21 protein-coding genes and 1 other RNA gene are annotated in these 25,287 nt (G+C 39.5%); 5 read left to right on the top strand and 17 right to left on the bottom strand.

The genetic code is table 11. The features are described from left to right. Nucleotides 1–65: 65 nt before the first annotated feature. Entirely contained in the window at nt 66–1,163 is a 1,098-nt protein-coding gene (locus NE664_00375) for an aminotransferase class I/II-fold pyridoxal phosphate-dependent enzyme (protein MCQ4725122.1), read from the top strand. Between the two features lie 59 nt (nt 1,164–1,222). On the opposite strand, the gene NE664_00380 is transcribed toward NE664_00375, so the two are convergent. The 6 genes from NE664_00380 to NE664_00405 form a co-directional block, all read right to left on the bottom strand. Beyond that, nucleotides 1,223–3,025 carry a DUF4825 domain-containing protein gene (locus NE664_00380; protein ID MCQ4725123.1) on the bottom strand — a complete coding sequence of 601 codons (1,803 nt, stop codon included), beginning with the start codon at nt 3,023–3,025 and terminating at the stop codon, nt 1,223–1,225. Continuing rightward, nucleotides 3,015–3,380 (bottom strand): BlaI/MecI/CopY family transcriptional regulator, encoded by a 366-nt coding sequence (locus tag NE664_00385; protein MCQ4725124.1) that lies wholly within the window; start codon nt 3,378–3,380, stop codon nt 3,015–3,017. The genes NE664_00380 and NE664_00385 overlap by 11 nt, the downstream gene beginning before the upstream one ends. An 82-nt stretch (nt 3,381–3,462) precedes the next feature. Next, nucleotides 3,463–3,684: a PspC domain-containing protein gene (locus tag NE664_00390; GenBank protein MCQ4725125.1), complete on the bottom strand. Its 222-nt coding sequence runs from the start codon at nt 3,682–3,684 to the stop codon at nt 3,463–3,465. A gap of 21 nt (nt 3,685–3,705) precedes the next feature. Beyond that, nucleotides 3,706–4,392 carry a DNA repair protein RadC gene (radC, locus tag NE664_00395; protein MCQ4725126.1) on the bottom strand — a complete coding sequence of 229 codons (687 nt, stop codon included), beginning with the start codon at nt 4,390–4,392 and terminating at the stop codon, nt 3,706–3,708. Continuing rightward, nucleotides 4,393–4,869: a DUF402 domain-containing protein gene (locus tag NE664_00400; GenBank protein ID MCQ4725127.1), complete on the bottom strand. Its 477-nt coding sequence runs from the start codon at nt 4,867–4,869 to the stop codon at nt 4,393–4,395. 135 nt (nt 4,870–5,004) lie between these two features. After that, nucleotides 5,005–6,768, bottom strand: coding sequence for a Na/Pi cotransporter family protein (locus NE664_00405; protein ID MCQ4725128.1), 1,764 nt, complete (start codon nt 6,766–6,768; stop codon nt 5,005–5,007). Nucleotides 6,769–7,496: 728 nt separating this feature from the next. On the opposite strand from NE664_00405, the gene NE664_00410 reads away from it, so the two are divergent. Together NE664_00410 and NE664_00415 are read left to right on the top strand one after the other, a co-directional pair. Continuing rightward, entirely contained in the window at nt 7,497–8,186 is a 690-nt protein-coding gene (locus NE664_00410; protein ID MCQ4725129.1) for a response regulator transcription factor, read from the top strand. Then, the gene (locus NE664_00415; GenBank protein MCQ4725130.1) at nt 8,161–10,590 is read left to right on the top strand and encodes a HAMP domain-containing histidine kinase; all 2,430 of its coding nucleotides are present in this window, start codon (nt 8,161–8,163) and stop codon (nt 10,588–10,590) included. Before NE664_00410 ends, NE664_00415 begins: the two co-directional genes overlap by 26 nt. A gap of 681 nt (nt 10,591–11,271) precedes the next feature. On the opposite strand, the gene gdhA is transcribed toward NE664_00415, so the two are convergent. Continuing rightward, nucleotides 11,272–12,603 carry an NADP-specific glutamate dehydrogenase gene (gdhA, locus tag NE664_00420; protein ID MCQ4725131.1) on the bottom strand — a complete coding sequence of 444 codons (1,332 nt, stop codon included), beginning with the start codon at nt 12,601–12,603 and terminating at the stop codon, nt 11,272–11,274. Between the two features lie 209 nt (nt 12,604–12,812). Between gdhA and NE664_00425 the strand changes: the two genes are divergently transcribed. Together NE664_00425 and NE664_00430 are read left to right on the top strand one after the other, a co-directional pair. Then, nucleotides 12,813–13,751 carry a TIGR01212 family radical SAM protein gene (locus tag NE664_00425; protein MCQ4725132.1) on the top strand — a complete coding sequence of 313 codons (939 nt, stop codon included), beginning with the start codon at nt 12,813–12,815 and terminating at the stop codon, nt 13,749–13,751. Nucleotides 13,752–13,778: 27 nt separating this feature from the next. After that, nucleotides 13,779–14,318 (top strand): DUF4364 family protein, encoded by a 540-nt coding sequence (locus NE664_00430; GenBank protein ID MCQ4725133.1) that lies wholly within the window; start codon nt 13,779–13,781, stop codon nt 14,316–14,318. Nucleotides 14,319–14,464: 146 nt separating this feature from the next. Here the strand turns inward: NE664_00430 and NE664_00435 are convergent, their stop codons facing one another. From NE664_00435 to NE664_00480, 10 genes are all read right to left on the bottom strand, one after another. Then, entirely contained in the window at nt 14,465–14,653 is a 189-nt protein-coding gene (locus NE664_00435) for a PspC domain-containing protein (protein MCQ4725134.1), read from the bottom strand. A 415-nt stretch (nt 14,654–15,068) separates the two neighbouring features. Further along, complete coding sequence (gene yihA, locus NE664_00440; GenBank protein MCQ4725135.1) at nt 15,069–15,668, bottom strand: ribosome biogenesis GTP-binding protein YihA/YsxC; 600 nt, start codon at nt 15,666–15,668, stop codon at nt 15,069–15,071. Continuing rightward, nucleotides 15,659–17,992, bottom strand: a complete 2,334-nt coding sequence (lon, locus tag NE664_00445) for an endopeptidase La (GenBank protein MCQ4725136.1) — start codon at nt 17,990–17,992, stop codon at nt 15,659–15,661. The genes yihA and lon overlap by 10 nt, the downstream gene beginning before the upstream one ends. Before the next feature lie 488 nt (nt 17,993–18,480). After that, nucleotides 18,481–20,100: an ATP-dependent protease LonB gene (gene lonB, locus NE664_00450; protein MCQ4725137.1), complete on the bottom strand. Its 1,620-nt coding sequence runs from the start codon at nt 20,098–20,100 to the stop codon at nt 18,481–18,483. 873 nt (nt 20,101–20,973) lie between these two features. Further along, nucleotides 20,974–21,325, bottom strand: a transfer-messenger RNA (tmRNA) gene (ssrA, locus tag NE664_00455). 21 nt (nt 21,326–21,346) lie between these two features. Next, nucleotides 21,347–21,820 (bottom strand): SsrA-binding protein SmpB, encoded by a 474-nt coding sequence (gene smpB / locus NE664_00460; GenBank protein ID MCQ4725138.1) that lies wholly within the window; start codon nt 21,818–21,820, stop codon nt 21,347–21,349. Nucleotides 21,821–21,900: 80 nt separating this feature from the next. After that, nucleotides 21,901–23,130 carry a CapA family protein gene (locus NE664_00465; protein ID MCQ4725139.1) on the bottom strand — a complete coding sequence of 410 codons (1,230 nt, stop codon included), beginning with the start codon at nt 23,128–23,130 and terminating at the stop codon, nt 21,901–21,903. 479 nt (nt 23,131–23,609) lie between these two features. Next, nucleotides 23,610–23,966, bottom strand: coding sequence for a cupin domain-containing protein (locus NE664_00470; GenBank protein ID MCQ4725140.1), 357 nt, complete (start codon nt 23,964–23,966; stop codon nt 23,610–23,612). A 31-nt stretch (nt 23,967–23,997) separates the two neighbouring features. Continuing rightward, nucleotides 23,998–24,477 (bottom strand): 23S rRNA (pseudouridine(1915)-N(3))-methyltransferase RlmH, encoded by a 480-nt coding sequence (gene rlmH, locus NE664_00475; GenBank protein ID MCQ4725141.1) that lies wholly within the window; start codon nt 24,475–24,477, stop codon nt 23,998–24,000. An 8-nt stretch (nt 24,478–24,485) separates the two neighbouring features. After that, nucleotides 24,486–25,277 (bottom strand): MBL fold metallo-hydrolase, encoded by a 792-nt coding sequence (locus tag NE664_00480; GenBank protein ID MCQ4725142.1) that lies wholly within the window; start codon nt 25,275–25,277, stop codon nt 24,486–24,488. Nucleotides 25,278–25,287 lie beyond the last annotated feature (10 nt).

Below are 25,287 nucleotides of genomic sequence, written 5' to 3' on the forward strand. Positions count from 1 at the left end.
AATTATATTCACGCCGTTTCAACGGCGTTCAGGAAATACAACAATATAAAAGGCAGGTTTTAAAAATGGAAAATTTAATTCATCAGCACGGCGGCGATTTAGACGCCATTGAAAGACGGTATGGCATACCTAAAAAGGAAATTGTCGATTTCAGCGGCAATATTAATCCGCTGGGATTTCCGGAAAGCGTAAAGAAAGAACTTGCAGAAAACCTTGACATCGTTTCCTCTTATCCCGATAAAAACTATACGGCCCTGAAAAAAAGCATATCTCAATATACCGGCGCGGACTCGGAAAATATCTTTGTCGGCAACGGCTCAACAGAACTTATAAACATTTTTATCACATCGGTAAACGCGAAAAAAGCCGTTATTCTTGGCCCGGCATATTCTGAATATGAAAACAGCCTGAAAAAATGCGGAAGCGAATTTGAATACTTTCCTCTTGAAGAAAGCCGCGGTTTTGTAATTGACACAGAAAAACTTCTTTCATACCTTACCGACGGAACCGATTTATTTGTCGCCTGCAACCCCAACAACCCGACGGGTACGGCAATAAACGCCGTACAAATGGATAAAATACTCCTTCATTGCAAGAAACATAATATATCGGTAATGGTTGATGAAACATACATAGAATTCAGCGATAACATAAACGAAATATGCTCAATCCCGCTTACAAATAAATATGACAACCTATTTGTTATAAGGGGAGTTTCGAAATTTTTTGCCGCTCCGGGCCTTCGTCTTGGATACGGAATTACATCAAGCGCCGGATTCAAAAAACTTATATCCGAAAATCAAGACCCTTGGAGCGTCAACATACTGGCGTCGTTTGCAGGAGAAAGGTTATTCGGCGATAAAGATTTTGCCGAAAAGACAAAACTGCTTATATCTTCTGAGCGCCGCAAAGCTTTAGATGAGTTCAGGACATGGAAAAATTTAAAAGCGTACGATTCCAGCTCAAATTTTATACTTCTTAAACTTTTAACCGACAAAATAACTTCCGCTGAAATATTTGAAAACCTCATACAAAAAAAATACCTTATCAGGGACGCCGAAACATTTACGTTTCTGGATAATACATATTTGAGGTTCTGCATATTAACCCCACAGCAAAACTGCGGGCTTATAAAAGAATTGAAGGCTCTTATTGAAGATTAACTTTTTTTCAAAATAAAAAGGCATTTCCTCCCGGTGTCCCCAGGAAATGCCTTTTATTTTTAATTATTGCCGTAATTATTTCCCAAATATGAATTTATCTCGTTTAGCAGTGCAGAAAAGCGTCCTGCATCTTTGGAATAATCGAAAAGCCTGCCGAAGATTTCTTCAAATTCATCTCTGTTATACGAATAGCTTGTAACTCCGCCATATTCATCTGAAATTATAAATGTACATTTTCCCATATTTTCAACAGCCGAAAAAAGTATTGCGGCGTTTTTAAACCATATATCAGAATTTAATATATCTCCTGTGCTATATCCTGATCTTTCAGAGTAAAAGGCTTTAAGTTCATACGGCTCGTAGCTTGTCTGAAGCTCCGTGCCGCCATCATGCTTTATACCGTATGGTGTCGGCAAAACCCCGACAATATGCGATACTCTCACGTTATCGCCAATATAATTCGTGCGGTTTTCAGCAACGCTGTTTAAAACTTCTTCTCCCCATAAAACATTTCCGTCGCCTATATAAAAATATGCATAAATCAGACTGCCGTTTCCGCTGCTGTCAACAACATGCCTGCCAATTCTATATCGGCCGTCAATAAGCTTTTTCCCATACATCCCCGATAAATCGGCCTCAAATTTATTTAAAGATACCGTATCCCCGCCGCTGTTTCCCGGTAACGGATTCATTATATCGTTTCCTTTATCCTCAACAGGTTCCAACCGTTCCCACTTGCCGTCTTTCATTATTTCGAGATAATTTGAATCGGTATACCAATAATCTTTTCCGCTTTCATTGACAATGCTTGCCTCGACAATAATTGGCAAGTCGTTTCCGTAAAGCTGTTTTGGCATAAACATATATAACCCCTGTGTTTCCTGCATATTTTCATAAACAGCGTTTCCTGCGTCCTGCACGGCGTCCTTTTTATTTGTAAGCATTGTACAGGCTGTAAGCGAAATGGCTGCCACGGCTAAAGCTGCCGCTAATATTTTCGGTTTCTTGAAACCAAGTATATTTTTAACTCTGGCTTTTGTATTGCTTTCAACGAACGAAGCTGCCGCAAAAAAACCGCTTTGTTTCATGGAAAGCGAAAGGAGAGTTAAAGAATATTCCTTTTTTTCTTCAATGGAATAATCTCTGCATGTACTTTCATCAACGCACATTTCAACATCTTTCGAAAACAGCCAATATCCGAGCCACACGAGAGGATTAAACCAATGGAGCGCCACTGCTGTAAACGCCAACGGCTTTACAATATTATCAAATCTTTTTATGTGCTCGTATTCATGCATAATTACATACCGTTTTTCTTTCTCTGTAAGCCCTGAAGGCAGATAAATACACGGCTTTGCTATTCCAAACAGGAAAGGCCCCGGTATATTTTCACATTCAAATACATTATCGTATAAATTTTTTGCAGGTTTTATAATGCTTTTAACTCGAACTACTTCAGCCGCCACTTTAATTAAAACCGCAAAAACTCCGGCAATCCATATAGCTTCCGCCGCATCCCAAAACATATGCCTGTTTTCTTCCTTTGACAGACCATACTCCAAAGTTTCCGATACATAAGCTTCATCGCCAACGTCCTCATATGCATAATAATGTAAAGGCTCTGTTTGCACATAACCTGTAGTAACCCTAGGCTCATAACGGACGCTGTCAGGCATGATACTGAAAACAGAATCTATTGTAAACGGACAAAGCAGTCTGAAAAACACTATTATCCATAGAAAATAAGCGTATATCTTTGGCAGTTTTTTAAAAAACATACGCAATATCAGCACAATACATATTATAAGCGATGCATAAAAAGACATTTGAAGCACATTTGAAAATAATTTTTCAATTATCATCGCATGCCTCCTCGATTATGCGTTTAATTTCTTCAGCTTCCTCAAAATTCAGCTTTCTGTCTTTCAAAAATGCAGAAAGAAACGCCGGAAGCGAATTATTAAAGCTTCTTTCAACTATAAGCCTGCTTTCAATCATCTGTACCTCTTCCCTTTTGACCAAAGAAGTCACGACGGCATTTTCGTTTTTCAAAATCCCTTTTAAACAAAGTTTCCTCAAAACGGTATATACGGTAGCTTTTTTCCATCCGAGCTTTTCGAAAGAAAGCTTTACAAGTTCGGTTGACTTCACAGGTTCATTATCCCATACGATGCAGGCAAATTTGTATTCGCCTTCGGCAATTTTCAGCCCTTCCATAAAATCCTCCTCCAAACAAAAAAGGTTTATCGCTATAAACCATAGTCTATAGCAATAAACCTTTTTTGTCAACACCGTAAAATTATTTTTCCGTATACTGCCCGTCAATATACCCGGGTTCTTCAGGTATAATAAACACGCATGCAATATAAAGAACAATTCCCATAAAAAATCCTGTAAAAATCGTAAACAACGCCCATATAAGCCTTATAATCGTTACATCAATATTTATATATTCGGCAAGGCCCATGCATACTCCCGAAAGTTTTTTCCCATTTTCAACTCTGTATAACTTCTTAACCATATATATTCCCCTTTCTAACTGTTATGTAATATTTTTAACCAAACCTTTATCAGACATACTTAAATATTCGTTTCCGGCAATTATAATATGATCCGAAACATAAATATCAATCATATTAAGAGCCTTTATTATGTTAACCGTCGTTTCAACATCACTCGGCGTAGGAACAAGGCTGCCGCCGGGATGATTATGCGCAAGTATAACGCTTCTGGAATTATACTTCAAGGCTGATTCAACAACACTTCTCGTATATACATGGGCTTCATTAACGGTTCCCATGCTTATAAGCGCGGTTCCGAGGAGCCTGCTTTGCGAATCAAGGCAAATTAAATAAAAACATTCTCTTTTTTCACTTGAAAGGAGATATTTGCAGTATTCGCCCGCTATATCGCTGCTGTCCATAAGCATCCTCGGTTTCCATCTTTCGCTGTCATATCTTCTTAGTATTTCACATGCAAGTCCAAAAAATACCGCCGTCGCTTCATTTACATCACACCGACGTTTAATATCCAAAGCGTCGGCTTCAAACAACATAGACAAAGAGCCGTATTCGTCCAACAGCTTATGCGCGTCTACATTCGTATTTTTCCTGCGGTCTGTATAATATAAAATCATTTCAAGCAGTTCATGATCCTGAAATCCTTTCGGGCCTTCATTTAAAAATCTCTCCCTCATTCTTTTTCTGTGTCCTTCATGTACCGAAGCCATTTATTCAATACCTCCGCTTTCATTTAAAAGGAACTGAACCCCTTTAGTATATATTATTCCAAGGAGTTCCGACAACCTCCTTAACGCCTTTTTGGCCAAATCGCAGTCGATAAGGCCCATATCAAGCGCATCGGCAATCTCCTCAAGATCCACAACTTTAACCGCGCCGTTCTTATATACAATAACATCCGCCAAAAGGTCTGAAATAATATAACTTCCGTCATCCTCATCACGGCTGACGTCGATTATATCACAATAGTAATACACCAAATTTCCGTTGCTGTCTATAAATTTACTAATTTTGTAACCTTTTTTAAGATAATAGAAAGAAATGCCGCTTGCAAAATCTTTCCTCGGCTTAAGCGTTTTCCATCTTGTTATGATAATATCGCCGTCCGCCTTTTCAATTATGTCGTCCTTTAAAAATACTGTTTCCTCCGGTATAAACCTCCGGCGGTAAAGCTTAATTTCATCCATAAAATTATTCTCCTTTGTTCCGGAAATCCCTCAACTGCCGTATCGGTATTTTTTATATTTTTATGATAATACACATTTCAAATTTCTTCAAGAATAAAGGCCGCTTTTGTAAAAAACAAAAACAGCCGCGCAATTCTAAACCGAGTATTTATTATTATAAAAATCATATGTTAAAGTATATTCTTTCGTAGGTTCATTGTGAAGCTTTTCAGCTAGCACATGGGAATTTGATTCTATATCGCTTCCAGAGCTGTTTTGGATTACATAAAGGGCTATATTCGAACAGTGATCCGAAATACGTTCAAAATTTGTAAGCAGTTCAACAAAAGAAATCCCCGCCTGCACGCTGCATTTTCCATCACAAAGCCTTTCTATATGCTTATCTTTAAGCTTATAATGTATATTGTCAATAACCTGCTCCAAAGGTTCCACGCTGAGAGCCTTCCGCACATCCCTTTCCGTATATGTTTCAACTGCCATTTCAAGTATTTCCTCAACAGCTTTTTGTATAATGCCGTATTCCTTCATTGCCTCTGAAGAAAGCGTTATTTCATTTTCATAATTGTATAAAGCAACTTCCGCAATATTAACGGCATGGTCCGAAATCCTCTCAAAATCCCCTATGCTGTAAAGCATTTCCGTAACGGCCTTGTTATTGTTTTCTCCTATATCTATAGAAGTCAGCTTTACAAGGTAGTTCCCCATTCCGGTTTCAAACCTGTCCATCAAGTTTTCATCGTCATTCAGCTTATTAAAAATGTGCGCGTCAAAATTTATAACAAGCCCGGAAGCCTTTTTAAAATTTTCAAGCGAAAGCTCAGCCATTGCATTTATAAGCTTACGGCACTGCTCAACTGCAAGGTTCGGCGTTTTAAGAAGAAGTTCGTCAAGAATATCAAGTTCCCTTTCATCATAGCTGCCGTCTTTATCCTTTACAAATTTCTTTGAAGCTTTAATAAGCAGATCTATAAAAGGAAGAAGCATTACTGTTGTACATATATTAAACAACGTATGAAAATCGGCAATATTGCCCCTAGTCATTTTTGAATTCCAAAATGAAAAATCAAAAACAGAATTCAGCCCGTATATAATTATGAAAAAAACTATCATTCCCAGTATATTGGAAAGCACGTCAATGAAAACAGCCCTTTTAGCAGGTTTTTTTGAGCCTATAGACGCTAAAATTACCGTAACGCATTTTCCCACGTTCTGTCCCAATATTATCGGCGCCGCAGTTGAAAATGAAATTGCCCCTGTCGAAGCGAGCGCCTGAAGTATTCCGACCGACGCCGAAGAACTTTGAAGCACGGCAGTCATAACACAGCCGAATATAATCCCAAGTATAGGATTTTTAAAATGTATTATAAAATCTGTAAACCATGGCATATCTTTAAGAGGTGAAAGCGTAGCCTCCATGGTGCTCATTCCGAAAAAAATCATTCCGAGGCCAAGAAATATTGTTCCGATATCCTTTGTTTTCTTCTTTTTAACAAAAACATACATGCCCGCCCCGGCTCCTATAAGCATAGGCCCGAAAGACGACGGCTTCAAAATCGAAAGCAGCATGCTCTCTCCGCTAATATCGCCAAGCCTCAATATCTGTCCCGTTACGGTTGTGCCGATATTAGCCCCCATTATAACAGGCACTGCATGAGAAAGCTTCATAATTCCGGCGTTTAAAAGGCCGACAACCATAATTGTAGTTGCAGATGAACTTTGGATAACTCCTGTAACGGCAGTTCCCAGCAGGACGCCTTTAAACCTGTTGTTTGTTATTTTCTCAAGCATCTTTTCAAGTTTGGCTCCTGCAATCTTTTCAAGCGACGCCCCTAGAATACTCATGCCGAACAGGAAAAGGCCAATGCCCGCAAACAGCGGCAGCACACTAATTATGTTCATACAAAATACCTCTTTTTTCTTTTGTTGTTAATAAAAGTTATATTTCTACAAAAGTATATCATTTTTTCAATACAACAACAAATCATAAACCGACTAAAAAACGCCAAAATTTTACATACAAAGCACTTCTTCTTTATATATATTTTACATAAAATTTACATTATTTTTATATTGCAGATATTTAAAATCGGCTGAACAATAGCCTTATCCGCCGCTTATAATAAGCTGCCGCCGTTATTTAAAATCATGAAGCTTAAACTAATGGCTTTTTAAAATTAATTGTTGCGTCCTATCTATTAATCTTTCTTCAAATCTAAAATTTTTCTCTTTTCAATCCTCGCTTCAATTTAAACGTATAACTTCGGTTTACAATAGCACACATGCCACACAAGAAAAATTTTTCCGCATTTTTGTGTTGCCTACGGCAAGAGGTTTTATTGCGCCGCCGGCACAGGCCAAAACATTGTATGCTTTTGTAAACGGAAGCTATATTATTAAAATAAAAAAGCGGCGTCGGACATATGGATATGCATTTGTAAAGGCGCGGGTTTAACGGCATTTTTATTAAGTCTATATACATATACTGCTATTGAAAATTTACTGCGTTTTTGGTACGATGTTTCTGTCTAATTAAGAATTTTTTAAGATACATGGTATAAGTTTTTTAAAAATAATTTGCTATTGTAGAAATATGTAAATTTGCTGTTTATTTCTAAGGAGGAAATAAAATGTTTAACATTTTGGTTTGTGACGACGATAAGTCGATTGTTGACGCTATCGAAATCTACCTTGTACAGGAAAAATATAATGTACTTAAAGCGTACGACGGTTATGAGGCGCTTAAAATACTTGAAGAAAATGAAGTGCATCTTATATTAATGGACGTTATGATGCCTAAAATGGACGGACTTAAAGCCACTATAAAAATCAGGGAAACCCAGAATATACCTATTATAATTTTATCTGCAAAAAGCGAAGATACAGATAAAATATTGGGGCTTAATTTCGGCGCCGACGATTATATTTCAAAACCGTTTAACCCTCTTGAACTTATGGCGAGGGTTAAATCTCAAATGCGCCGTTATACTTCCCTCGGCAGTATAGCTGAAAAGAGCAATATAATTAAGATAGGAGATCTGGAGCTTGACAAAGACGCTAAAGAGGTTCGTGTTTCAAACGAACAGGTAAAACTGACTGCAACAGAATACGGAATATTATTACTGCTTATGGAAAATGCGGGAAAAGTTTTTTCTATTGACGAAATTTATGAAAAAGTTTGGAACGAACTTTCTTTTGCCCCTGAAAATACCGTATCTGTACATATACGCAGAATCCGTGAAAAAATTGAAATTAACCCAAAAGAACCGAAATATTTAAAGGTGGTGTGGGGAATTGGATACAAAATTGAAAAAATCTAATTTCTATTCAAAAGGAATGAAGGCCATGGCTGTCGCTATGTGCCTTATTTTTACAGTTTTAGGTTCAATAAGCTTTTTTGGAATTGTGTGGGCAACAGACAGGTTTTCTTATACATATGGAGCGCCGTATGAAGGGAATGATGTGGAATACACATCTACAAGCGCATTTGCATATGAGTTTACAAATCTTATTGACGAAGCTGTTGATGTGAATATTGTATATAAAAGCGAGGGAAATGTCAGAGAAGGCAACGCCGTTAATGAGGAAGAGCTTTTAAGATCCTTTAAAAATTACTATAATATAGCAGACGGTATCATAACTTCGAGTACAGACATAAGCGACGACTATACTGTTGTTATAACGGATCCCGGAGCTATACCTGAAGATTTGATGTATAACTTCTATGAGTATTCCGACTTGGTAAGCACGAAACTTAGGGGATACAGGAATGTTTATATACAAAGCCAGCTAGATTCGTATATATCAATGAAAAAGAATTTAGACAGCTTTAAAAATTTCTTTTATTATATTGAAAACAGCGACGGATCAAGGGTTGCGGGAAACTGCGACAAAAATTCGATAACGGATGCCAGCCAGTATATTATACTGAGCGGCGAATTTTTATCCGACAAGATGAATTATTACACAGGCTACAACAACTCTGTTATTGCGGACGGAGGATACGTTTTATACGCGGGGATACCGGATACTTTTTCGCCGGGAGATGCGTTTTATGATGAACAGCGCGAGTTTACCGTAAGAAAGGAAATGTTTCCTATTTTCATTGCAGGGCTGATTATAAGCTGTTTTGCAGTAATTATACTTATCGTATATCTTGCGCGCGTTTCGGGGCAGGAAGAAAAAGGAGGTGCGGTATACCTAAGGACTGTAGACAGTATTTATAATGACGTTCATATATGGCTTATAATAATAGGAGGAATGTTCTCCGTTTTCTTAGGCCTAATGCTTTTTGGCGCTTTGCTGTATACATATGAAATGCTGTGGTATCTATGCTTATGCGCCGTACTTACAATTTTAGCCGTTATTGATATGGCTGTGCTTTTAAGTTATATATGTTCTGTTTCAAGGCAGATTAAAGCCAAGAGGTTTTTGTATAATACGCTTGTAGCGGCTCTGTTAAGACGTATAGGCGAAACGCTGGGAGGAAAAAGCTTAACAGGTTGGGTGATCACGCTTCTTGTTTTATACACTGTCGTCTGTATATTCCTTTCAAGTCTTGCAAGGTATGAGGGCGTGTTTATGTTAATGCTTATGGTGTTTGTAACAGTGTCCGTGATAGTACTTATAAGAAATATGGAGTCATTGGTTGCTATAATAAAAGCGGCAAAATATGCTTCTCGGGGCGAGTATAAGAACATTGACGTCAAAAAAATATCATCTACGTTTTCAGCTTTTGCAATAGATATTAACAACATACAGGCCGGATTGCAGGAGTCTATACAAGAGGCGGTAAAAGGCGAAAGGATGAAAGCGGATCTTATTACAAATGTTTCTCATGATTTAAAAACGCCGCTGACATCTATAATAACATATGTCGATTTATTAAAACGGGAAAAGCTTGATAACGATATTGCCGAAGGTTATGTCGACGTGCTTGTTGACAAAAGCCAAAGGCTTAAGCAATTGATTGAGGATTTAATCGAGGCAAGCAAGGCCTCGAGCGGAAACCTGCCTGTGGACAAAACCAGAATAAACTTGAAAGACCTGATATTGCAGGCCTGCGGCGAATTTGAAGAGAGAGCGGAAGCCATAGGGCTTGAGTTTAGGATTTCGTCGGACGGGAATGTATTTGTGGAAGCCGACGGCAAGCACATGTGGAGGATATATGAAAATCTACTTTCAAACGTCATTAAATATGCAATGCCGAATTCGAGGGTATACATTGATATTTATGAAGACAGGAATTTTGGGACTATGATAATGAAAAATGTATCGCATGACGAAATAAAAGTTAACGTTGAAAATCTTGCGGAAAGATTTACAAGGGGAGATTCATCAAGAACTACAGAAGGTTCGGGCCTCGGCCTTTCCATTGCAAAAAGTTTAACGGTGCTTCAGGGTGGAAAATTCGGACTTTCGGTTGACGGGGATATGTTTAAAGTTAAAATTGATATGCCTGCTTGGAAGGAACATACTGATGAGAAGGAAAGCGAAATAAAGGTTGTGATGCCTGAAAGCTCGAATAAAAAGTTTAAGATTTCACCAAGAAGGGCTCCCGGGAGAGAGGCTATACGCCAAAGGCTTTTTAGCCTCACGGAACTTAGTAAAAAAGAAAACAAAACGGATGAAGCAGGGGAAGCCTTTGAAGAGGAAAGTAAATGTACAGAACCGAAAAACATGAATGAACAAAATAAAGACGATACTACCGATAAGCTGCAGTAATCTGCGGCTTATTTTTTATTTAATTTAATTAATAACGTAACTTGCGCACTTATACATTTAAGAAGTTTTGAATGTTTGAATAAAGCTTATATACATATGGTTTTGGTAAGTTTCGATTTATGGAATGTAAAGCTTAAAAGATTTATAGATTGTGCATATAACTTATGTTTGCAAGGGAATTCGTGCCTAACAAGGAAAAATTTCCGCATTTTGGCGTTGCATATGCTTGCCGCCGCTGCGCCTGTGCGTATGCTCATTGAACAGCAAAAAAATTTCCGCGTTGCGAGAGGTCGGATGGTTTTAACAGTGTATGCTATTGTAAACCGAAGCTAACCGCGTTATATGCGTTAAAAATATTTTGCGCGTATGTAGCCATTATCATAAAAGTTCAATTCCGCAATATAACCTACAATAATTTTATATTTTGTTTCCAAATACATACCTGTATTTAGCCTGAAATAGTATGCATATCCATGAAACTCATTTCAAGCGGAAATCCATTTGCCTTGATAAAAAAGCGCAAGGCCGTATATCCGTTTAATCAATAGGCCGCGCGCTGTAAAATAAATATAATATTTTCCTGATATAAAACTTTTTCCGCAAAGCATCCGTTTCATAATTAATATAAATTAAAATAAAAAAGCCACAGTTAAAATACCGCGGCTTTAAATATTTTTTTAATTATACAATTCCCTGTGCCATCATAGCTTCTGCAACTTTCTTGAAGCCCGCAATGTTAGCTCCCATTACGAAATTATTTTCCTGTCCGTATTCTTTAGCGGCAGAAGAAATTTCTGCATATATATTTTCCATAATGCCTTTAAGCTTCGCGTCAACTTCTTCAAACGTCCAGCTTAAACGCATGCTGTTCTGGCTCATTTCAAGGGCGCTCGTTGCAACTCCGCCGGCATTCGCAGCTTTTGCAGGAGCAAAAAGCACCTTCGCTTCGAGGAAAGCGTCAATAGCGTCAAGTGTTGAAGGCATATTTGCACCTTCGCCAACCGCATAGCAGCCGTTTGCAATCAGAGTTTTTGCATCATCAAGATTAAGCTCGTTCTGTGTTGCGCAAGGAAGAGCAACGTCGCACTTAACGCCCCATACGCCTTTTCCTTCCGTATATTGGGCGTTCTTATGATAGTTAAGATAATCTTTAATACGTCCGCGCTTAACTTCTTTAATTTCTTTTACAGCGGCAAGATCGATTCCGTCGGCATCATAAATCCAACCGTTTGAATCGCTCATTGTAACAACTTTAGCGCCCGACTGCTGCGCTTTTTCACATGCATAAATCGCAACGTTTCCCGAACCTGAAATAACGACTGTTTGTCCCTCAAGACTCTTGCCGACCGCTTTAAGCATAGCATTTACAATATAAACGAGGCCGTATCCCGTTGCCTGTGTACGCGCAAGCGAACCGCCGTATGTAAGGCCTTTTCCCGTGAGCACGCCTTCATAAAGCCCGGTAATTTTTTTATACTGTCCGTAAAGAAAACCTATTTCACGAGCGCCAACGCCAATGTCGCCGGCCGGAACGTCCGTGTCTTTACCGATATATTTATAAAGTTCAGTCATAAAGCTTTGGCAAAATGCCATAACTTCCCTGTCGCTCTTGCCTTTAGGGTCAAAATCGGAACCGCCTTTGCCGCCGCCGATTGGAAGCCCTGTAAGCGAATTTTTAAAAATCTGTTCAAATCCAAGGAACTTGATAACTCCAAGATTTACAGACGGATGAAACCTTAAACCGCCTTTGTAAGGCCCGATAGCGCTTGAAAACTGTACGCGGAATCCCCTATTTACCTGTACGTTTCCCTTATCGTCAACCCAAGGCACCCTGAAAACAACAGCCCTTTCAGGCTCTACAAGCCTTTCAAGAAGGTTTGCTTCTTCATACTCAGGGTGTTTCTCAAAAACAGGCCTGAGAGAATTAAGAACCTCCGTAGCCGCCTGATGAAATTCCGGCTCCGCAGGATTCTTTTCGATAAGTTTAGCCAATACTTTGTCAATGTAATTCATATTTCTACCCCCATATAAATTAAATTTGCTTTTGATTATACATATTTTTTTATTAATATACAATAGCTTTTTCCTAATTTTGTATATATTTTTTTAAAATGTGCAAATAATAAATAATATTATAAATTTTTTCCAAATTAAGGTAATAAATTAGTGCTATTTTTGAATTTATGGTTTATAATTATGTGTATAAAAAGGAGAAAACAAAAATGGATATTGTAAATTTTCCATATTATACGCTTAACGCGCATCTAAGAGAAAGATTTGGCTGCAAAGTTGTAAAGCTAAGTATCGACGCCGGGTTCACATGCCCAAACCGCGACGGCAAAATATCTCACGGCGGATGTATTTTTTGCAGTCGAGGCGGAAGCGGAGACTTTGCGGGAAACCGCCTGCTGCCGATAAGCCGTCAGCTTGAAGCACAAAAATCACTGCTTAAAAACAAATGGCCCAGTGCAAAATATATAGCCTATTTCCAAGCGTTTACAAATACATACGCCACTGTGCCGGAACTTCGCAAAAAATATTATGAAGCTTTATCCGTCGACGACGTTATCGGATTATCGGTCGCAACGAGGCCTGACTGCCTTGATGATGAAATAATCGAACTTTTAAGGGAAATCAGCAGAACAAAACTATTGTGGGTGGAACTCGGGCTTCAGACTTCAAATGAAGCTTCCGCAAAATTTATAAATCGCGGCTATAAAAACAACGTTTTTGAATACGCCGTTAACAAGCTTAACTCCGCCGGAATAGAAACCGTTGTCCATATTATACTCGGCCTTCCGTATGAAACGGAAAAAGATATGCTTGAAAGCGTTAGATATGCATGTTCTTTTAATATAAACGGAATTAAACTGCAGCTTCTGCATGTCCTTAAAGACACTCCGCTTTACGAAATATATACAAAGACCCAATTCAAGACTATGTCGCTTGAAGAATATGCGGATATTATCTGCAAATGTCTTGAAATTATCCCTAAAAACATAGTAATACACCGCCTTACAGGCGACGGGCCGAAAAAAGACCTGATAGCCCCTCTATGGAGCGCAGATAAAAAGTCGTCGCTTAACAAATTGAATAAAATAATGCGGAAAAAAAATGTTTTTCAGGGCAATAAACTAATTGAGATAACGGGCCTTAAATGATATACTGTTTTTACAGGAGGTGTAACGATGTCAGACGAAAATAAATTGGCTGAAAATAAGCTTATAATACTTTATTTGCTTAAAAAAATAGACATGCCCCTTTCAAATAACGACATATACCAATTTGTTATGGAAAGGAACATCATGGATTTTATATCTGTCCAACAGTATTTAAGCGATCTTACCGACAGTGTTTTTATACAGGCATTCGAGGAAAACGGCTCGACAAAATACGCTTTGACGCCTTCAGGCGAAAAGGCTGTTGCGCTTTTTGAAGATAATATAGCTCCGTGGCTTAAAACGGCTGCAAACGAATATATTTCAAACAACCGCCGCCGGATACATAACGAAAACGATATAACCGCCGCATATTCTTTGGAGGAAAACGGAGAATATATCGTCAAATGCGGCGTAAGCTCACCGTCGGGCGGTTTAATGATAAACATAAGCGTGTCGGTGCCTGAAAAAGAACAGGCAAAGCTCATATCAAATAATTGGAAAGCAAACACAAGCCCAATTATATCGTCTATTTTTTCGGCTTTAACAAAAAATTACAGCGGTAACTAAAACAAAACCTGACGTCTAAAAAATACGTCAGGTTTTTGAATTTAAAAATCATTTTAACCGCTTACGAAAGTTCAGGAACTATAAAATCAATGCCTTGCCATTTGCGCATGCCGGCCTGTTTAATCCTTATTATGTTTCAAAATATATCAGTCCTGCCCGCTTGGCATAACTATCCACAGCAGTATATATATAATAACCACAGGCCACTTAAAAAGCAGCGTCAAAAGGACTGTTATTATCCTGACAATAGCAGGCTCAAACCCAAAACATTCTGCAATACCGCCGCAGACGCCTGTAAGTTTTTTATTTTTAGATAAATAAAGTCTCCTTGGCATTTAAAAGTCCCCTTACTCCTATAATAAACATGTTTTATAACCACTGATCTCAGCAAAAAAATCATACTCAATCTGAAAATAACGGCACATCGCATAAGTGAAATTCATCACATAAATTCAGGCTGTTAAAATATGCCCTGCATCTTTATATTCATTCACCTGCCGGAGCTTTCATTAATTATTTCCAAAAATTAAATTATGTCAAAAATGTTCGGTTTATTTAAAATAAAGCCGCCATATTTTATCTAACCTTGCTCCTTCTATGAATAAGACTGCTTCGCCGACGTTGAAAACAGGCGCTCCTGTTTTATGGTAAAACCAAAGCCGAATACAATTTCAACTTTGGCTTTGCCACAGCCAAAACCGTTTGTTATTAAAAATATATACGTTTGAAATTATTATTTGTCTGCCGTCTTTAATTATTTTTTTCAATACCGACAATGTTTTCTATAACGTCCCAAAGTTCCTCAACCCCTGCTTTTGAAACGCCTGAAAACGGAATAAGTTTATCCTGTGCCGAAAGGTTAAGCTTCTTTTTTATAACGGAAAGCTGTTTTTGTATCTGGCTTCTGTTAATCTTATCAACTTTAGTGGCGGCAATTATAATATCATATCCGTAATGTTTAAGCCATTCATACATCAAAATATCGTTTTGGCCCGGTTCATGACGAATATCCACAAGCATAACTATCGCTTCAAGTTCTTCCCTCTTTTCAAGATATTCCTCAATCATCCTTCCCCACTTTTCAATCTCACTTTTTGGGGCTTTGGCATATCCGTATCCGGGAACGTCAACGATGTACAAAAGGTTCTCAACATTATAAAAATTTATTGTCCGTGTCTTTCCGGGGCTTGAACTTGTTCTTGCCAATGCTTTCCGGCGTACCATCGCATTTATAAGCGTAGACTTTCCGACATTGCTTTTTCCCACGAACGCAACCTCCGGCAGACCGGTGCCAGGATACTGCGAGTGTTTAACGCCGACGGCTTCAAGGTTTACGTTTATTACTTCCATATACTTTCTCCTCCCGCCATGGCATTGTTAAAAACATCTTCCGCGCCCTTGGCAAATATAAATTCCATGCCTTCTTTTACATTGTCAGGCATATCGATATAGTCCTTCTCATTTTCCGACGGGATAATAACAGTTTTAATACCCGCCTGCTTTGCGGCTAAAATTTTTTCTTTAAGGCCGCCTATCGCAAGCACACGGCCTCTGATTGTAATTTCACCCGTCATAGCCACATCGTTTCTCACCGATACGCCCGTCAGCGCCGAAACTATGGCAGTAGCCATAGTGATTCCCGCTGAAGGCCCGTCTTTCGGGACAGCCCCTTCCGGTATATGTATATGAAGGTCTGTTTCTTTATAAAAGTTCTCGTTCAACTTTATTTCCGAAGCCTTTGAACGTATATAAGTTATGGCTGCCTTTGCAGATTCTTTCATAACGTCGCCCATGTTTCCGGTGAGTTCAAACCTCCCGCTTCCTTTCATTGCGCTGACTTCAACTTCAAGTGTTTCTCCGCCTGCGCTTGTCCATGCAAGGCCGCGAACAACGCCGACTTTAGGGCTTTCATTTGCGGCAAGCCGTCTTACTTTTGGCCTCCCCAGATATTTTTCAATGTTTCCTTCGGTAATTTTAACGCTCTTTATTTCCCCTTCAAGCAGCTCTTTTACAGTTTTCCTGCAAATTCGCCCAATCTCCCTTTCAAGCCCCCTTACGCCGGCTTCCCTTGTATAATTGTTTATAATTGTTTCCATAATGTCCTCGCCGATTTTAAGCTGACGTTTTGAAATACCGTTTAGTTTAAGCTGTTTGGGATATAAATGCTTCAGCGCTATATTGACTTTCTCGTCAAGGGTGTAACCGGATATGTTTATAAATTCCATCCTGTCCCTCAACGGTCCCGGTATACGGCTTACATCGTTTGCAGTGCATATAAAAAGGACTTTTGACAAGTCATACGGTATTTCCAAATAATGATCCCTGAAATTATTATTCTGCTCGCTGTCAAGCACTTCAAGAAGGGCCGAAGCCGGATCTCCATTCAGCGAAACAGAGAGCTTGTCCACTTCGTCAAGCAGTATAAGCGGATTAATTGTCCCGGCCTGTTTAACGGCATTTAAAATACGTCCGCTCATTGCTCCTATATATGTCCTTCTGTGCCCCCTTATTTCAGCCTCATCCTTTATACCGCCGAGGGACATCCTCACATATTTCCGTCCCGTCGCCTTGGCAATGGATTTGGCAACGGAAGTTTTGCCGACTCCCGGAGGCCCGCTTAGGCATATAATAGTAGGGAAATTTTCTCCCGTATTCTGCCTTACCGCTAAATACTCCGTTATCCGTTCTTTAACGTCTTTAAGGCCGTAGTGTTCGGAATCAAGTATCTTTTCGGCTTTTGATATGTTATGTATTTCGCGGCTTTCTTCGGTCCACGGAAGTTCTAATATATATTCGACATAATTTCTCACCACATTTGATTCGGGGGCGGTAACAGACATTTTTGAGAGTTTTTCCGCCTCCCTTTTCACAACGTCTTTAACTGTTTCAGGCATATTTTTATCTTCCGCCGTTTTAATATATTTTTCCGCCAGAGCCTGAATCCCGTCCTTATCGCCTAATTCTTCCTGAATTACTTTAAGCTGTTCCCGCAAATAAAACTCCTTCTGATTTTCTTCAACGCGCTTTCGGACCTTGCCTTCTATTTCGGATTTAAGTTTTATAAATTCTATCTCCCTGTTTAATATATTTATAACCTCACCAAGCCGGGCAAGAGGTTCCGTTCTTTCCAAAAGGCTCTGTTTTTCATAAACGTCTATTGCAAGCCCCGCCGTTATAACGTCGGCGAGTTTTCCGGGAGTTTTGGCCGAAACTGCGCTTATAACGGCTTCAGAGGCCGTCGATTTACTGTTAATCGAAAAATACTCCTCCTGCTTTTCCATAGCCAACGACATAAGCGCGTCTATATGGATATTGCCTTCAAATATATCGTCCTCTTTAACTGACGAAATTTCTCCGTAAAAACAGTCGTTTTCTTTCAGCAAATAATTCAGCTTTCCTCTTGAAAGTCCTTCGGCAATAATATGAGTCATGCTGTTTGGAAGCTTTAACACCTGTTTAACTTTGGCAACAACGCCTATTTCATAAAGATCCAAAAGCCCAGGCTCATTTACCTGCGAATCCTTCTGCATAACCAAAAATATAAGATCGTCCCTCTCCTGCGCCTTTTCGACAGCATTAAGGGAGCTTTGCCGTCCAACCGGAAAACTGACTACCGTATACGGTAAAACAGCCATACCCCTTAAAGGCAGAAGGGGAAATTTAAGTTTGCCCATTTATAAACACCTCTGCAAAAAAATATAAAAAAATAAGCCAATTACTTTTTTAAGGCATAACAAACATACTGCCAAACTGCAAATTGAAATCGAAAACTGCCTAAAAGCGTATATAGCCTAGTTTATACATTATATATCATTTTTCAACAGCTAACAAGGCTAAACTTTAATATAGAAATTTCTTCTTATATTCAATTTGTCGGCCAATAATTATCAGTTTAAACTTTTTCCCTCCCATTATTTCCCGGCGCTTAACAAAATACTTATGAATAAACCTTTCGGCGCATCAGAAACCGCACTGTTTTAAATTTAGGCCTGAATATATCATTATAAAACAGTATAGCCGACTTTAATACAAATCTGTTTAAAAATGTAAAACCTGTATGCCATATTCGGTATTCAAACCGAAAACTGCAATTCGTACTTTTGTTATTTCACCTTAACCGTCAGAAAGCCCTGAAAATTCAGGGCTTTCCAATATTTTTTCTTTAAGCGGTAAGTATTCCTTTATTCTCTTCTATAAAGCAGATATTAAGTATTTCCTCTGCTTTTTCAACGGCAATAATTTCTATATCCATTTTCTCAAAAGATTTTTGGAAGTTGTCTTTCGGTATAATCACCCTTTTTGCCCCAGCCTCGACAGCCGCTTCGATTTTTCTCGGAACTCCTCCTACAGGCAGTACGCGCCCGCAAATTGAAATTTCCCCCGTCATCGCCAAAGACGGATCCGGAATTTTATTTGTTACAGCCGAATAAATTGCGGTAAAAATTGCAATCCCGGCCGACGGTCCGTCCACAGGTATTCCGCCCGGAAAATTCAAGTGTATATTATAATCCGAATAATCTATCCCGTAATCCCTTTCCAAAAGCGTTAAAACATTTTGTACCGAAGATTTTGCAGTGCTCGACCTTTTCATCGTCTGACTGCCGTTTTTTATCTCTTCTTCCTCAACAATGCCTGTGACCTTAAGCCGTCCCTTTCCGTTTTCGGCTTTTTTCGCCCATGCTTCGATAGTCAAAAGCGTCCCTCCGCTTCCGAAAACTCCTAAACCGTTAACACATCCCGGCCTTCCCTTCTCCGGAACTTTAAATTCAATCCTCGGCGAGTATCTGCCCCATTTGACAACTCTCTCAATATCGTCTGTCAAAACTTTGTTTCGCTCGTCCAAAAGCGCAACCGTCGCCGCGGTCTGCATTATATTTACGGCTTCCCTTCCGCTTGAAGCAAACATTGTAACACGTTCTGCCGCATCGCTGCCAAATTCCATCGAAACGCTTTCGGCGGCATTTTCCGCAATGCGCTTAATATGGCATTTTTTAAGGCTGTCAAAAAATATTTCCGTACATCGGCTGCGCAGTGCCGGCGGTATATCCTCCGGAGATCTTGTCGTAGCGCCCACAAGCCTGAAATCAGCCGGAAGGCCGTTTTGGAAAATGTCATGCACATGTTTCGGTATAGTTTTGCTGTCGCTGTTATAATATGCGCTTGTTAAAAAAACCTTCCTGTCTTCAAGCACTTTGAGTAGCTTATTCATCTGCATAGGGTGGAGTTCACCGATTTCATCTATAAAAAGTATGCCTCCGTTAGCCTTTGTAACAGCGCCTTCTTTCGGCTGCGGCACTCCGGCGGCGCCGTATGCTCCCGCACCCTGATAAATAGGGTCGTGTACGGAACCCATAAGCGGATCGGCAATACTTCTTTCGTCAAAGCGTATCGTTGTGGCGTCCATTTCTATAAACGGGGCGTCTTTTGCAAATGGCGACCCCTTAACATTTTTCGCCTCTTCAAGCATAAGCCGCGCTGCCGCCGTTTTTCCTATTCCGGGCGGTCCGTATATAATAACGTGCTGCGGGTTTTTGCCGCACAAAGCGGCCCTCAAAGCTTCAATTCCTTCCTCCTGTCCTATAATATCGCCGAGGGCTTTCGGACGCACTTTTTCTGCCAAGGGTTCTGTCAGTTTAACTTTCCTCATTCTTTGTATACGTTCCATTGCCCTGCTTGATTCAAGCGTTCCTGCCGAACGCGTATTGCGTTGATTTTTAAGCGCCCCATAAAAGTACATGCCGGCAATAACCGTAAATATAAGCTGCCCTATAATAACAACCATAGTCAGAATTTCCAAATAACCACTTCCTTTCCAAAATTATTATGGACAAGTAAATGGGGGATTATCCAACAAAAAAACATTTTATCAGAATATGCCTTTCAGCCTTTATTAAAAACTTGCTCACTATGCCCGACATTACTTTCAGCCGTTTTCCATACCGAAAACGCCATACAGAAAATGAATGTCAAACCAAAAGTGATTTTTCTATGTATGCATTCCGTAATGAAGTATGGCAACCTATAATCATTATAATATTTCAACCATTTAATCCGATTTACAATAGCGCACATGGTTTTAACCGTCAGAAGAGACGCAATAGCCGCGTTAAAGCCACCTGCCGCATGGGTTCCGCGCACCTGCGGCAAGAGTATATAAGGATGAAATACGGAAAATTTTCCCTATAGGGAATGTATGATCTTATAAACCGATGCTACACCTTCAATGTACAAGGGTATATATGCTCCATATGGTAAATTTTTCTGCTCTTCGTCATTGCAAATACTTACCTGCGAACTCTCGAAAATTCCTTCGGAAAACGCCGCGTACCGCCACTCTCACGCGGTTCGCACCATTACCTCCAGGTAAACCGGAACATTTATGCCTTGAATAACAAAAAAATTCCCCTTTGGGATCAAAGAGTCCAGGACGGCATTAGCGTGCTTAAGAGCAAGTAAAAAGCATGCGGACGCCGCAAACTACATCAAATGCTTTCAACGCATCTATTAGACTTCTAATGCCGTCCTCAACCGTATATATCCCTGTACATTTAAGGTAATGCCATATTATATTTTTTTAAAATTTAAAATAAGGCATATAGCTATACAACCGCAAAATTTTCAATACAAAAAAGCCCTGCATATGCAGGGCTTTAAAAAATGGAGATGAGGAGAATCGAACTCCTGTCCGAAAACCCATCCGTAAGAACTTCTCCCATCACAGCTGATTATTTAAAAATTCCCTCAGATAACCGCCGGTCAGCAGGCTGAAACCCTTGGTAGCTTCATAATTCTTTTTTTGCCTCAAAGCTTTGGCAAAAAAGTGCCCCGCATTATCGACGCCGGTTGCTTCAGCCGCGGGAAGCGGAAGTCCGACGGGCAGCGCTTAGGCTGCCATTAAAGAATAATCTTTGTCTTTTCTTTTTAAGTTTTCCGGCTTGATACGCAGTTACCGGCCTGCGGATGGCTATTCCTATTTTCAGAGCTCCCGTCGAAACCATTACATCCCCGTATATACAGCCTGAAATCAATCAGACTGTTAGGTTACGGATTTTAAAATCCTTTTCGGCTTCTCTAAGCTGATCCTTTTTTGCTATAGTCTGACGCTTATCATAAAGCTTCTTGCCTTTCGCTATGCCGATATCCATTTTTACAAGGCTTTTGTAAAAATATACTTTAAGCGGCACAACAGTATATCCGGCTTCCTGTATTGAACGGCCTATTTTGTTAATCTCCGCTTTGTGGAGCAGAAGCCGCCTTGTCCTAAGGGGATCCTTATTAAATATATTCCCCTGTTCGTACGGGCTTATGTGCATATTATAAATAAACGCTTCCCCGCTTTCAATACGGATAAAGCTCTCTTTAAGACTGCACTTTCCCTGCCTTAAACTTTTAACCTCAGTACCCGCAAGAGATAATCCTGCCTGAAAGGTTTCTTCTATAAAATAATCATGATAAGCCTTTTTATTTTGTGCAATAAGGCTTGAGCCTTTTCCTTTAGCCAAAATTATCACCTCCGCGCTGAACTATTATATCACATATAACAATACATTTATATTAAAATTTTATTACAAAATAATATATTTTATTTATTTTGAACTTTTTCAAATATATACTCGTCTTTCATCTGCTCATAAGGCACTTCCCTTCCCAGCAGCAGAGAAGTAGTTTCGCTGTGTATCTGCCACAGCCTGTCAATATCTTTTTTTCTTACAGTTTCCCTAAGCACATTGTCGGGAAGGGAGAGCATTTCGTAAACGCTCCTTACTATAAAGTGATCCTGTTCGTTAACATTTCTGAACTGCGTCCATATGGGCACAAAAGATACCTGTGAAATTTCGGGCCGCATTTCGCCTTCCTTTTTTATATTAATATTTAATATTATGCCGGCGTTTCTCGGCGGAGTCGTCTGCGAAGATATAAAATTCCCCATTGAATAAATAACAAAACAATCCCTTGTTGTTCCGTCGCCATTATCAACTTCTTTAAATTCCATAGGCTGAAGCACATGCGGATGGCTTGCGACAACTATATCCGCCCCCGCTTCAAACATTTTATCCGCCCATTCCTTGTAGGCGTCCCTTGTATACGTTTCATACTCGACGCCCATATGCGGCAGTACGACAATAAAATCTGCCCCTTCCGCTTTAGCCCTGGAAATATCATTCTTGATTAAATTTTCATCAAGCATATTCACAAGGTATCCTTCCGGCGCCGGTATTCCGTTTGTACCGTATGTATATGAAAGAAACGCTATTTTAATGCCGTTAACGTCTTTGATTAATATATTTTCCCTATCCTCGGCGCTTTTATACGTTCCTATATGTTCTATTCCTAAACTGTCAAGCACATCAATAGTTCTTAAAAGCCCCGCGGCACGCTTGTCCATACAATGATTATTAGCCGTCGTAACAATATCAATTCCTGCATTTTTCATCGCTTCGGCGAAGCTGTCTGGCGAATTAAATATCGGATAATCACTGTATCCTCCCGCGCCTTCTCCCGCTAAAACAGTTTCAAAATTTCCTATAACCAAATCAGCGTTATCAAAATATTTTTTAACATCCTGATAATTGTGGTTGAAATCATACTCGCCTGTTTCGCTGTTGTACGCTTCATTATACTGCCAGCTATGGCACATAATATCCCCTATAAACGTGAGCTTAACTTCACTTGTTTCTTCATTTTTTATATCGGAACTTTCTTCAATAATCGATATTTCCGTTTTTATGGCTTCTTCAGCAGTTCCCATGCCTCCTCCTATTCCCGAAAAAGCCATAGAAAACGCTACTGCCGCCGCTTTTAAATTTATCACATTAATCCACCGCCTTATATTTCGGCCCAAAATAAATCCGGAAGCCAAAATGTAAAATACTACTGTCGTCTACGGCGTGAACCCCATTGGCAATCAAAATTGCCCACGTCAAAATAACAATTTTAAATAAAAAAATAATACCTTATTTCAGGATAACTAAATTAACAGCAAAATTTCCGACGCTTTTTTCACAATGTCCTGTTTTTATTTCCGCTTTAACCGTACCGCGTTGAAACACAGGCCTAAACCGCCTGTTTTGAAAAATTTTGTTAAAAAAATAAAGGCGCCTGTATATTCCTTCTTGAAACAATTTAAATTAAATTTGCTATCCCGGCAGGCCGAAACACAGGAAAAATTGTCAAACTGTTTTTTCCTGTATTTTTAGTCTGTAACACCGAACACTTCGGAAACATGGCTTAAACATAAATTTAATTTTAAGATAAACAGATTATACGGCGCCGTTCTAAATCAATATAGAATTATTTTGTTTTGTCAAACATAATAAGAGCCGCGATCACAAGATCCTCGCTGCCCCTGTTTTCCAAGCCGTGGCCTTCGCCCGGAGCGCAATAAGTAACATCGCCCGCTTTAACCTCAACTTCGGTACCGTTATCGTTATAAATTCCTTCTCCTTTAAGCACAACATATGTTTCGCTTTCTCCGTTATGTACATGGTATCCTATGGAACTGTTCGGCGGAAATGTAACAAAATTAAAAAGCCTTCCGGCCGCCGTAAACTCGTCGCCTTCCAAAAGAAGTTCAGCAAATATGCTGTTTAATCCTCCCTGTGCGTTTTTCATTTCAACAGTTTTTCTTGTACCGCTTTTTTTAATCACTTTTAATTCCTCCTTAATATTTAATACCCTATCATTTATGATAAGGTTCGTTTTTATTTATTTTAACGGCTCTATATATCTGCTCCAGAAGAATAACTCTCATCATCTGGTGTGGAAATGTCATTTTGGAAAAACTTAAATGGAAACTGCTTTTTCCGATAACCTCCCCGCTTAGCCCCAAAGAGCCTCCTATAACAAAAGTTATATGGCTTATGCCGCGCGTCATACTTACGTCAACAAGCTTTGCAAATTCCTCCGAAGAAAGGCTTTTGCCGCCGACTTCCAAAGTGATTATAAACGAATCGTCTTTAACAGCCTTTAATATCCGCCGTCCTTCCTTTTCCTTAACTTGTTCCTCCTGCGCCGCGCTCATTGTTTCCGACGCCTTCTCATCCGGGAGCTCTGCTATTTCAAGCTTTATATATTTAGAAAGCCTTTTTGAATACTCTTTAACCGCGTCAACCCAATATTTTTCTTTAAGGCGGCCAACGCAAACAACCGTTATTTTCATACTAAACCTCAAAAATTCAGGCATTGGCTGGGAAAATTCCTTCTTGCAAGCTGAATGTTTATATCTTTTCCAACCTTTATATTATTATCGAACATAACCTGCTCTACAGATCTATACGCAATCTCGGGAGTATTGTTCTCCGCGCTTAAATGCCCCAGAAAAACATGTTTAATCCTGGCGCTCATAATTTCCGCAAGCAGCCTTCCGGCATTTATATTTGCCATGTGCCCATAATCGCCCAATATTCTTTGTTTTAAATTGTACGGATATGATCCGCGTTTAAGCATTTCTATATCATGGTTAGCTTCAAGAAGCAGCACATCGCTGTCTGCAATATTCTCTTTGACACATTCGCTCGCATGTCCGATATCGGTTGCAACCGTAACTTTAAAATCTCCCGCAAAAACGCTGAAACCAACCGGTTCGGCCGCATCGTGGGGTATTTCAAACGGCTTTATGTAAATGTCGTTTAATTCTAATTTTTCCCCGCCGTATATTATTTTCCTGTTTTTTCTTGATATATCTCCAAGACTTCCGGCCATTGCTTCCCATGTTCCTTCCGTAGCGTAAACCGGCAGATCAAACCTTCTTGAAAGTATTCCGACGCCTTTAATGTGGTCAATGTGTTCGTGTGTAACAAAAATACCGTCCAGCGCCCCGCACTCTATATTAATAGCGTTAAGGCCATCCTGAATTTTTTTTCCGCTTACGCCGGCATCAATCAGTATATGAGTATATTCTGTTCCTATATATGTGCTGTTTCCGGAACTGCCGCTTACAATAGGACAAAACCTTACCATATATATTCCT

The organism is Anaerotignum faecicola (genome assembly GCA_024460105.1).
GTDB lineage: Bacteria > Bacillota > Clostridia > Lachnospirales > Anaerotignaceae > JANFXS01.